The 11,135-nt window shown below is 75.5% G+C and carries 7 protein-coding genes and 1 pseudogene; 5 read left to right on the forward strand and 3 right to left on the reverse strand.

Going from position 1 to position 11,135, the window contains the following annotated elements; genetic code table 11:
- Positions 1–1,389 (reverse strand): FUSC family protein (locus ACLU3S_RS32470; protein WP_413955562.1); only part of this gene is annotated, 1,389 nt, incomplete at its 3' end.
- Between the two features lie 162 nt (positions 1,390–1,551).
- Here ACLU3S_RS32470 and ACLU3S_RS32475 point away from each other — a divergent pair.
- The 3 genes from ACLU3S_RS32475 to ACLU3S_RS32485 all read left to right on the forward strand — a co-directional run bounded on the left by ACLU3S_RS32475 (position 1,552) and on the right by ACLU3S_RS32485 (position 4,395).
- On the forward strand, positions 1,552–2,103 hold the full coding sequence (locus ACLU3S_RS32475) for a DUF5134 domain-containing protein (protein ID WP_413955563.1): 552 nt from the start codon (positions 1,552–1,554) through the stop codon (positions 2,101–2,103).
- A gap of 214 nt (positions 2,104–2,317) precedes the next feature.
- The gene (locus ACLU3S_RS32480) at positions 2,318–3,253 is read left to right on the forward strand and encodes a M56 family metallopeptidase (RefSeq protein WP_413955564.1); all 936 of its coding nucleotides are present in this window, start codon (positions 2,318–2,320) and stop codon (positions 3,251–3,253) included.
- Positions 3,254–3,726: 473 nt separating this feature from the next.
- The gene (locus ACLU3S_RS32485; protein WP_413955565.1) at positions 3,727–4,395 is read left to right on the forward strand and encodes a TetR/AcrR family transcriptional regulator; all 669 of its coding nucleotides are present in this window, start codon (positions 3,727–3,729) and stop codon (positions 4,393–4,395) included.
- Positions 4,396–4,516: 121 nt separating this feature from the next.
- Here ACLU3S_RS32485 and ACLU3S_RS32490 read toward each other — a convergent pair whose 3' ends face one another.
- Positions 4,517–4,993: a DUF6214 family protein gene (locus tag ACLU3S_RS32490; RefSeq protein WP_413955566.1), complete on the reverse strand. Its 477-nt coding sequence runs from the start codon at positions 4,991–4,993 to the stop codon at positions 4,517–4,519.
- A 192-nt stretch (positions 4,994–5,185) separates the two neighbouring features.
- Between ACLU3S_RS32490 and ACLU3S_RS32495 the strand changes: the two genes are divergently transcribed.
- Together ACLU3S_RS32495 and ACLU3S_RS32500 are read left to right on the forward strand one after the other, a co-directional pair.
- Positions 5,186–6,523 (forward strand): FAD-dependent oxidoreductase, encoded by a 1,338-nt coding sequence (locus ACLU3S_RS32495; protein ID WP_413955567.1) that lies wholly within the window; start codon positions 5,186–5,188, stop codon positions 6,521–6,523.
- Between the two features lie 138 nt (positions 6,524–6,661).
- Positions 6,662–6,820: pseudogene (locus ACLU3S_RS32500) on the forward strand (purine permease); the annotation flags it as partial.
- A gap of 135 nt (positions 6,821–6,955) precedes the next feature.
- Here the strand turns inward: ACLU3S_RS32500 and ACLU3S_RS32505 are convergent.
- Positions 6,956–11,135: HAD-IC family P-type ATPase (locus ACLU3S_RS32505; RefSeq protein WP_413955568.1), on the reverse strand; the 4,180-nt coding region annotated here is incomplete at its 5' end.

Consider the following 11,135-nt stretch of genomic DNA (forward strand, 5'->3'; position numbering starts at 1 on the left):
CTCCGCCGCCGTCAGCGCGTGCTCCAGGCGGTCGCCGCTGCGCCGGTTGGTGACGGCCACCGCCGCGACGAAGCCGACCAACGCGCCCACGAGGGTGTCGGCGACCCGGTCGGTGATCAGCTCGGCCGGGTTCTGGGTGCGGGCGAACTCGGTGATGAGCAGGGCCATCGGCGTGACGCAGACGGTGCCGAGCCAGTAGTTGCGCCCGATCAGCGCCTCCGCGCCGAAGTTCAGGGCGAGGCAGCACAGCACCAGGGCCATCGGGTGGAGGTGCGCGAGCGGCGCGAGGGCGGCGAAGACGAGGACCCCGACCAGGTTGCCGATGACACGCTGGACGCCCCGGCGCCAGGTGAGGGTGACGTTGGCCTGGTACAGGGAGGCCGCGGTGACCAGCGCCCAGTACGGACGGCCGACCCCCAGCGCCAGGGAGACGTACCCGGCGAGAGCGCAGCCGACCGCGGTGCGCACGGCGATCGGGGCGAAGGGCCCCAGGCGGTGCCGCAGCGGCCGGCGTGGAAGGGCCTGCCCGGCATCCACACCGAGGAGTTCGTCGGCTGCCTCGAGCGAGGACGCGACACGCGGGACACGCCCGGTGCCGCGCAGGGCGCGGGCCCAGCCGCGCAGCCGCGCGGGGTCGGAGTCTGCGGGCGCGGCGAGGGCCACCTCGGCACGGACGAGAAGGTGCTCGAGGGCGCGGCGCGTGCGGTCGGGGTCGGGGCCTGCGGCCGACAGCGACTGCCAGGCGGCGTGGATGGCGGCGGCGCTCGCGGCTCTGGCCCGGGTGTGGCCGTCGGCGGTGCCGCGCGTGTCCGCGTACACGGAGGCGGCGTCGAGGGCCTGGGCGGTGGCGCGGCGCTCGGGGCCGTGCGGGCGGAGCAGTCCGGGCGCCATGCCGACGAGCCAGGCCCAGGCGCCGGCCGCGAGCGCCAGCCCGAGGTGTCCGGGGACCTGGGCGAGGGTCTGCGGTGCGAACAGCGAGGCGGAGCTGATGAACGTCAGGACCACGTTTCCCGGCGGACCGATGCGGGTGGCGTCGCAGACGGCCTTCTGGACGGCCGCCATCAGGGCGCCGACGGTGACGAGGACGACGGCGTCGGAGGTGAGGGACGCCGCGAGCAGCGCGACGGCGACACCGCCGAGCATGCCGAGCACCACCCAGCCGAGCGCGCGGGCGCGGACGGCGTAGGGCCGGTTGTGGCCGTACAGGGCGCACAGGGACCCCGCCATCGTGTACATGGCGAGGTCGAGGCGGCCGAGAGCCAGCAGGATCAGGTTCGGCGGGGCGACCGCGGCGACCACGCTCAGCGCGGGCTTGAACCAGATGTCGGAGGGCCGCCCGAGACGGAGCACTCCGGCGAGGGGGAGACGGAGGCGGGTCACGCTGCTCATGGAATCAATTTAGCATGTGTTTTATCTGTAAATTATTGTGCCGGACCGAGCTCACCTGCTGTGCTCCGCCGAACGCTCCCCGTGTACAACCTTGCGCTTGCGTGCGCGCCGCATAGCGTGGGCACTGCATCCCTCGACCGACCGTCGAGCGGGGAGGTGCGCGTGCACGGACCGGTGTCGGCAGCCTGGCTGCTGGTCGCGCTGTGCGCGGCGACCGGCGCCTACTGCCTGCTGCGGATGCGCAGCGAGGTCGAGGAGCAGCGCCGGGCCGCGGGCGGCGAGGCGCTGATGGGCTTCGGCATGGCCGCCATGGCCGTACCGGCGGCGGTGTTCACGCCGCCGAGGTGGACGTGGCCGGTGTACGCGGCCGTGTTCGGGGTGGCGGCGCTGCGCGCGCTGTGGGCCGCGCGCAGCAGGCCGCACCATCTGCACCATCTGGTGGGCACATCGGCGATGGTCTACATGTCGGCGGCGATGGCCGAGGCCCCGCCCGCCGAGCACCACGTCCACGGCGGCATCGGGCTGCCGCTGGTGACCGGCGCGCTCCTCGTCTACTTCACGGGGTACGTGCTGCTGTCCGGCGCCCGCCTCGTACCGGCCGCCGTCACCTCCGGCGGCACCGTCGCGGCGCGCTGGGGCGACCGCCCGGAACTGGCCCGGGCGTGCCGGCTGTCCATGGGGATCGGCATGGTGGCCATGCTGCTGACCATGTGAGCCCCGAGCCCACCGGGCGCAGGGCGTCGCCCATGCCGGCACTGCCGCTGACCGGGCGAGCCACGAGCCCACCCGTCGCCGGGCGTCACCCGCCGTCGGCCATGGTGCCGACCGGGCGAGCCCCGCGCCCACACGGTCGCCCGCGCGTTGCCTGCGTCACTTCGGCGCCGCGGACCGTACCGCCGGGCGGCCGTGCGCTCATAGGCTGCTGCCCATGATGGTCCCCGTGGCCCTGCTGTTGCTCGGCGCCCTGACCGCCGTCGCCGCCCCGCGCCTGCTCGCCCGGGCCGACTGGCCGGACCGTGAACCGGTCCTCGCCCTCTGGGTGTGGCAGTGCGTCGTGGCGGCCGTCCTGCTGTGCTGCGCGCTGTCGATGACACTGAGCGCGGCGGCCGCCTGGCAGGCGGTGCGCGGGCACGTGTTCGCCAGGGCGCCGCGCGCGGTGGTGGACGCATACGCCCTCGGCACGGCGGGCCACTGGGCGGCGGCCACCGCCGTGACCCTCGCCTCCGGTGGACTGTGGAGCCTCGCGATGCTGGTGCGGGAGGTCGTACGGACCCGGACCCGGCGTCGCGCGCGGCGGGCCGAACTGCTGGTGCGGGCCCCGCTGCTGCCGGGCGAGGAGCCGTCGGGCGGCCGGCTGGTGGTGCTGGAGGGCGAGCGTCCCGACGCCTGGTGGCTGTCCGGAGCGGCGCCCCGGCTGGTCGTCACCACGGCCGCGCTGCGCCGCCTGAAGGGGCGTCAACTGGACGCGCTGCTGGCCCACGAGGAGGGGCACGCGCAGGCACGGCACGACTGGCTGCTGCACTGCTCCGCCGCGCTCGCGGGCGGGTTCCCGCAGGTGCCGGTGTTCGCCGCGTTCCGGGACGAGATGCACCGGCTGGTGGAGCTGGCCGCCGACGACATGGCCTCGCGGCGCTTCGGCCGGCTCACGACCGCGCTGGCGCTGGTCGGGCTGAACGAGGAGCGGGGCGTGTTCGGGCCGAGCCCGGCCCCGCAGGCCCACGTTCCGCAGCGGGTGCACCGGCTGCTGACCCCGCCCGACCGCCTCCCGGCACTGCGCCGGCTGCGGCTCACGGCGGCCGCCGCACTGGTGCCGGTGATCCCGGTGCTGGTGGCGCTCGTCCCCGGCCTGCGCGCGCTGGGCTGAACCTCCGCGAACAAGGGCCGCCTCTCGACCATCGCTGCCCCGGGAGAACGCCGGCGATTCCGCGCTGCAGGCGCGTTGATGTCGTCTCTTCAGCCCCGCCCACCTCACACAGTCGGGCTTCGTCGTGAGCGCCCTTGATGGAGCCGGGCGTTCCGCGGATGCTGCGGGCTCTGGCGATCCTGGGCGGTGAGGAATCCGAGGCAGGCGTCGGCGTCGCTCAGGACACGTTCGGTGTGCGCTCCGATCAGGGGCATCAGCCGGGCGAGCGCTCAAGCGGCGTATCGCGACCACCCCCGCGACCTCCACTGCAGGCATGCGGGACGGCTACCGCCCGAAGGTCCAACGCCGTCCGTCTGAGACGATCCCCCGCGTCGCCCCAGACGGACGGCAGCCCTGAAAAGGGCCCGCACGTGGCGGTACCCGCTGCGTTGAGTATAGTTGGCTGGCAGCCAGTCAACGCAGGAGTTTCCAGCATGTCCCCGCGCAGCGCCTCGGTCAACGAAGAGTTGCGCCGACGTTCCCGCGAGCGGCTGCTGCAGGCCGCCGTGGAGCTGGTCGACGAGCGCGGGTTCGAGGCCACGACGCTGGCCGACATCGCGGACCGCGCCGGCTCGGCGCGCGGACTGGTGTCCTACTACTTCCCCGGCAAGCGCCAGTTGGTGCAGTCCGCCGTCCACCGGCTGATGCACCGCACGCTGGAGGAGGCGCTGGAGCGGGAGCCGCGCACCGACGACGGCCGGGAGCGGCTGGCCCGCGCGATCGACGCGATCCTGGGGCTGGCGCGCGACCGTCCCGTGCTGATGCGCCAGCACATGGCGGGGCTGCTGCAGGCCGAGGGCTTCGTGCAGTGCCCCGAGCAGCGGCGGCTGGCGGAGCTGCTCGGCGACACGGTGGCCCGCTACGGCGCCGAGGACGTGGCGGCCGACTACCCGATGCTGCGGGCGCTGCTGATGGGGGCGGTGTACGCGGCGCTCGTGCCGGGCGTGCCGATGCCCGTCCCGGCGCTGCGTGCGGAGCTGTTCCAGCGGTACGGGCTCGGCTGGGAGCTGGGCGTGCCGCCGGAGAGCGACACGTGCGCCGACGCGGGCAAGCAGGATCTCTCGCGGTTCTTCGCCACCGAGGAGCGGCCGAGCACGCCCTGAGGGCGGACTCCCCCGCCTGCCGTCACGCGTGACGCGACGTCAGGAAGCTGGCCTAGTAACGAACGTGACGCGGTTTCAGGGCCGGCCTAGCTCCGACGCGACGCGGCGTCAGGAAAGCTGGCTACCTCCTGGCGTGACGCGGCGTCAGGAAGCCCGCGTCCCGCGCCTGGGCGATCAGCCTGAGCGAGCGCCGGCGGCTGTGCCCCGTCGCGTGCATCACGGCGAGCACCGGGTCGGCACCCTGCTCCTGCGCGGCGCGGTACCGCTGCGCGAGGAGCCGGCAGCCCTCGATCCCGCGCGGCCAGGACGGCCGGGCGCGCCGCGCGGTCCCGTCCAGGCCCGGCGCACCGTCCGGGTACGACTCCCCGGCCGCCGCCGCGCACGCGTCGGACAGCGGCCCCTCGATCCAGTCCGCGAGCACGGTCAGGTCGTCGAGAGACAGGGCGGGCCGGGCGGTGACGTCCTCGATGGACACGCACCCGCCGCTCACCACGGCCAGGGCGTCGACCCGGGCCCCGTCGGGGAAGGCCAGTCGGACGTGCAGCCAGGACGTGGTGCCGTCGTGCTCACGCACCTCCCACGCGGGCCACACGGACACCGCGCCGTCCTCCGCATTTCGATCAGAAAGATCAAGAAAGGATGCTTCTAGCACACACGCAACGTAACCGCATGATCACATTCCATACGAAGGACACGCAATCGCGTCACCCCGCCGGCGTCTGCCCGAGCGGGCCCGGCGGTGCCATGCTGGAGCAGTCAGGCACTCTCCTTCCGCGTCAGGAGTACCGCCGTGCTGCGAGTCGCCGTCGTCGGTTCCGGACCGAGCGGGTGCTACACCGCCCAGAACCTCGTCCAGCGGGACGCCGAGGTGCGCGTGGACGTCCTCGACCGGCTGCCGTGCCCGTACGGCCTGGTCCGGTACGGCGTCGCCCCGGACCACGAGAAGATCAAGTCCCTGCAGGGCAGCCTGCGGACGGTGCTGGAGCACGAGCGGGTGCGGTTCCTGGGCGGGGTCCGGGTGGGCGACGGCGCCGGCGGACTGCCGGTGCAGCGGCTGCGCGGCCTTTACCACGCGGTGGTGTACTGCGTGGGCGCCGCGACCGACCGCCGGCTGGGGATTCCCGGCGAGGAGCTGCCGGGCAGCTGGTCGGCGACCGAGTTCGTGTCCTGGTACAGCGCGCATCCGGACGCGGCCGACGCGGGCTTCCTGCGCGGAGTGCGCTCGGCGGTGGTGATCGGCGTGGGCAACGTCGCGGTGGACGTCTCCCGGATGCTGGTGCGGAGCGCGGCGGAACTGCGGCCGACGGACATGCCGCAGGGGGCGCTGGACGCGCTGGCGGCGAGCGAACTCGCCGAGGTGCACATGGTGGGCCGGCGCGGCCCCGCGCAGGCCCGTTTCACCACCAAGGAGCTGCGCGAGCTGGGCGCGCTGCCCGGCACCGAGGTCGTGGTCGACCCCGCCGAGTTGACTCTCGACCCGGCCGACTCCGGCGCCTTGCCGCCGGGTCAGCGCCGCAATCTGGAGGTGCTGCGCGACTGGGCCGTCCGGCCCCCGTCCGGCGTCTCACGGCGGATCCGGCTGCGGTTCTTCCTGCGTCCCGTGGAACTCCTCGCGGACGACGGCCGGGTGGGGGCCGTCCGCTTCGAACGGACCGCGCCGGACGGCCAGGGCGGGGTGACGGGCACGGGGCGGTACGAGGACGTGCCCGCGCAGTTGGTGCTGCGCTCGGTGGGCTACCGCGGAGTGCCGCTGGACGGGCTGCCGTTCGACGCGGCGAGCGGCACGGTGCCCCACGTGGCGGGGCGGGTCGTCCGAGGCGGCACGGCATCGCCCGGCGAGTACGTCGCCGGGTGGATCAAGCGGGGCCCGACGGGTGTCATCGGCAGCAACCGGTCCTGCGCCAAGGAGACCGTGACCTCCCTGCTCGCGGACGCCCCCGTGCTCGCGCGCGCGGAGGTGCCGGAGGATGCGGTGGCGGCGCTGCGCGCGGCCGGCATCGAACCCGTGCCCTGGGGCGGCTGGCTGGCCATCGAGCGGGCCGAGGCCGAGCTGGGGGCGCGGCTGGGGCGGAGCGTGGTGAAGCTCTCCGACTGGGACACGCTCCTGGAGGCGGCGCGGTCGGCGTAGTCCCGCGGTGGAGGCATCACCGGTCGCCGGGCGGGCAGGACACACAGCGGCAACCGTACGGAATCAACAGACTGTGCAACGCCCTCACGGGTCTCGTCCTGCTCGCATGCCACCTCCACCCGCCGCTTGGGAGCCCAAATGCCCACGACCGAAGACGTGCACCCCGTCGACGAGATACCACCCGTACGGCAACTGGCCGCCTTCGGGCCGCAGCACGTGCTCGCGATGTACGCGGGCGCCGTCGCGGTGCCGCTGATCGCGGGCGGCGCGATGAAGCTGTCGCCAGCGCGGGCTGCCTGTCCCCGATCGTGCTGAACCTGCTCTTCAACCACCTTCCGGCGAGAGCCGGTTCGGTCCCGGCCGGCGAGCCGGCGCGGATGCCGGCCGGCAGCGAGGAGGCTGTCGGGCAGCCCCCGGAGGAGGCCGTCTAGATCAAGCGGCCCCGGACCCGGTGGTCGCCAGTGAGCTGGGCAGCAGCCGTACGACGGTCTCCTCCAGGCGGGGCAGCACCCGCTGTCCCGCCAGTGCCAGGGCGATCGCCGCCATAACGCCGGCCCAGGCGACCGGGCCGAGCGGGGTGCATCCGAAGGCCTGGCTGAGGAGGGGTGTCTGGACCACGGCGAGGAGGGCCGCGGCGGACCCCAGACAGGTGATCTGCACCAGCCGGCTGTCCCGCCGGTCGAGGAGGGTCTGCACGAGCTGGGTGCCGACGACCCCGCACAGCGCCATGGTGCCGGAGCGCCGGTCGGTGCCCGGGGTGAAACGGCCGATCAGCCAGGCCGTGACCGCGCCCAGGCAGGTGGTGAGCGCCCGGTGCCGGATCTGCCGCAGCAGCGGGTCGCCCAGCACCCCGGACGCCTCCTCCACATGCGCCAGGTCCGCCTCGCCCTCCTTCTCCGTGACGGCCACCGCCATCGAGGGGAACAGGTCGGTGAACAGGTTCACCATGAGCATCTGCCGGGTGGACAGCGGCGCCCGGCCCGACAGCAGCGTGCCGAGGATGCCGAAGCCGACCTCGCCCGCGTTGCCGCCGATGAGGATCGCGATGGCGTCCGCCACGCTGTGCCACAGGGCACGGCCCTCGCCGACCGCGTCGATCAGGACGGTCAGGTCGTCGTCGGTGAGGACGATGTCGGCGGCGTTGCGCGCGGCCGCCGAGCCGCGGGCGCTGATGCCGACGCCGATGTCGGCGGCGCGGATGGCCGCGGCGTCGTTGGCGCCGTCGCCCACCATGCCGACCACCCGGCCCGCGTCCCGCAGCGCCTCCACCACCTGGAGCTTCTGCTCGGGCGCCACCCGGGCCACCACACCCGCGTCGCGCAGCATCCGCGCCCGGGCCGCGCGGTCCGCGGCCGCCAGCTCGTCGCCGGTGACCACGACGGTCTCCTCCGGCCAGCCCAGGTCGCCCGCGATGGCCCGCGCGGTCTGCGGGTGGTCGCCGGTGAGCATCACGGGGCGCACACCTGCCTGGTGCAGACCGCTCACGAGAGCCGTGGAGGTGTCGCGCGGTACGTCGGACAGCGCCAGCAGACCGGTGAACTCCAGCTGCCGCAACGGATGTTCGAGCGCTTCGGACTCCTCTTCGCCCTCGTCGAGGCGCCGTTCGGCCACGGCCAGCACGCGCAGGCCGCGCCCGGCGAGCTCCGCCGGCGCGTCCGTGACGGCTGCCGGGAGCCCGGTGCAGGCGGGCAGCACGGTCTCCGGGGCCCCCTTCACCACGAGGACGCTCCGCCCGTGCCCGGTGTGACCCACGGCGGCGGCGTAGCCGCGGGCCGCCTCGAACGGCAGGCCCGCGAGCTGCGTCCAGTCCGGGTCGGGGCCGGCCGCGTCCAGGACGGCCTCGTCCGTGGCGTGCACCGGCCGCTCGGAACCGCCGTTGACCCGCGGGCAGGCCCGCGCGGCGGCCCGCACCGTCTCCGCGGACCCGGCGTCGTCCACCGCGCGCACGGTCCCGCCCGCGTCGGAGGTGCGCACCAGCCGCAACCGGTTCTCGGTGAGCGTGCCGGTCTTGTCGAAGCAGATGGTGTCCATCCGCCCCAGCGCCTCCAGCGTCCGCGGGGTGCGCACGAGGACGCCGCCGCGGCTGAGCCGGCGGGCGGCGGCCAACTGCGCGACCGTGGCCACCAGGGGCAGCCCCTCCGGGACGGCGGCCACCGCCACCGCCACGCCGCCGCTGACCGCCTCGCGGATCGCGGTGCCGCGCAGCAGCGCCAGGCCGGTCACCGCGGCGCCGCCGGCCAGCGTCAACGGCAGTGCCTTGCGGGTGAGTTCCTGCAGCCGGGCCTGCACTCCGGCCGCCGGAGGTATGCGCGCGGCGAGGTGGACGGCGCGGGCGGCCTCGGTGCGCTCGCCGGTGTCGACCACGACGGCCCGGGCCTCCCCCGCCACCACGGTCGTACCCTCGAAGACCATGCAGCGCCGGTCGGCGACGGCGGCGTGCGGGGTGGGCGCGATCTGCTTCTCCACCGGCAGGGACTCGCCGGTCAGCGCCGACTCGTCGACCTCCAGGCCGTCCTGCCACAGCAGGCGGGCGTCGGCCGGCACCACGTCGTCGCCCTTGAGCTGGATCACGTCCCCCGGCTGGAGCTTGCCCGCCTCCACGGTGCGGGTGCCGCCGGCCGGTGCCTCCTCCTTCGGCGGTACGAGGCGTGCCTTCTGCTGCTGCTCCGCGACGAGACCGGACAGCGCCCGTTCGGCCCGCAGTCGCTGAACGCCGCCGACCAGGGCGTTCAGGTCGAGGGCGCCGACGACGAGCAGGGCGTCCACGACGGAGCCGAGGATCGCGGACGCGGCCGAGCCGACCGCGAGGACCGGGGTGAGCGGGTCGTGCAGTTCGCCGCGAACGGCCCCGGCGAGCCGGTAGGACCAGCGTGCGGGTGACGCCGCGGGGTGCCGGGTGACGCCTTCGGCCGCCGCGCGCACGCGTGCGGTCAGCTCTGCGAACGGGGTGCGCCCGGCGGCGGGTTCGTGCTCCAGCCGGTCCCGGGCCTGGTCCGGGTCCAGCTCGTGCCAGTGCACACGGGGCCGCGGGTGCGGGGCGCGGGCCGCCGCCACGCCGAGCGCGGACCGCATCCCGGACAGCAGGGCGGTGGCGGCCGCGGCGTCGACGGGCGCGTGCCGGAGTCCGGGCAGCGCGGCGCGGCGCCCCTGGCCGCCACTGGACTCGCCGACGGCCACGAGGAGACCGGACAGCGCGGCTCCGGAGCGGGCCATGGTCTGGGCGCGCCGGCCGACCGCGCGCGCCGCGGGAATCGCGGTCAGCACCCGCCACACGTCCGGAAGTCCGCGCAGCGCCAGGATGTCCGCGCCCCACACGACCGCGCCGTCCCGGTCGGTGAGGGCGACGGCGACGTCGCTGCCACGCAGCGCGGCCAGGACGTCGCGTTCCTCGGCCGCGCCCACGCGGGCGACCGTGAGCACGGCGCCCGAGCCCCCGCGGGCCTCGTACACCACGTCGTCCAGCGGGCGGCGGGCGTCGACGACCTGGTCGGCGAGGCCGGTGAAGTCCTCCAGGGCGGGATCGTCGACGAGCACCACCCTCAGGCCGGCCCGGCGGGCCGCGTCCAGCACGGGCTCGGCCCACGGGTCGGCCTCGCCCCCGTCGGCGCGGAGCGCGCCGGCGTGCAGCACGACGGTCCCGGTCATCTCCAGCCGGCGCAGCCGGGCCGGGTCGCGGACCAGCACTCCGGTCCGGGCGAGCAGGGCGCTGAGCACGGCGTGGAAGGCGGCGGGACCGTAGCGGGCGGCCTTGGGCGAACCGGCGAGCACCGCCTCGGCCGCCTCGGCGCCGTCGTGCTTGACCAGCAGCGTCGCCGCGGCGCCCAGCACGCTGCCCGCGGAGGCGTGCGAGGCGTACTCCAGGGCGGGCGGCTCCCGCAGGGGTGGGCGCGCGGCACCGTCCGGGGGCAGGCTGACCCGGTCGGGCGCGCAGAGCCGGTCGTGCACGCGGTCGAAGGCCGCCGCGCGGGCCACCGTCTCGGCCACCTGGCAGGCGCGCAGCACGCCGTCCAGCACGAGGGACGTGGGGCTCTGGCCGGCGCCGTGGGCGGCGGCGTTCGCGAAGGCCAGGACGAGGTCCATCCCGTCGTCGCCGAGCCGGGCGCGCAGCCAGGCGCGAAAGCGCGGGTTCTCCCGCAGCAGGGTCACCGCCGCGGTGACGATCCGGGGCGAGGGGGGCAGGCGGAGTCCGTACGCGGCGAGCGCGACGCCGACGCCCGCCCCGTCGGCCGCGAGCGCGGCCACCGCATGGCGCACCCCGGACGGGTCCGCCGGGTGCGTGGTCTCCTCCACGTCGCCGGCGGACAGTTCGAGCCCGTGGTGTGCGGCCAGACCCGCGGCATGCTCGACGACCCGGTCGGCGGCCTCCTCCTCGGTCGCGGTCACCACCAGGCGCGCGAGTCCCTCGTCCCAGTACGCGAAGAGCACGTCGGGCCGCTCGGCCAGGGACGCGGCCACGCGACGCGCCAGGTGCGCCGTGCCGCCCGCGCGGCGCACCCGTTCCCGTTCCCGTTCCACGGGCCGCAGGGCCAGGTGCGTCCGGGCGCCGGACCGCCAGTGGTCACCGGTGCCGGGCAGCGCGTGCCGGGCGACTCTCGCCACCCGTGCGGCGGCG

Source organism: Streptomyces sp. AF1A (genome assembly GCF_047340315.1).
Classification (GTDB): domain Bacteria; phylum Actinomycetota; class Actinomycetes; order Streptomycetales; family Streptomycetaceae; genus Streptomyces.

What these genes read in the sequence shown, in the direction of transcription:
- ACLU3S_RS32480 (WP_413955564.1), top strand. Translation starts at nt 2,318, where the DNA reads ATGATGGTCCCCGTGGCCCTGCTGTTGCTCGGCGCCCTGACCGCCGTC.
- ACLU3S_RS32485 (WP_413955565.1), top strand. Translation starts at nt 3,727, where the DNA reads ATGTCCCCGCGCAGCGCCTCGGTCAACGAAGAGTTGCGCCGACGTTCC.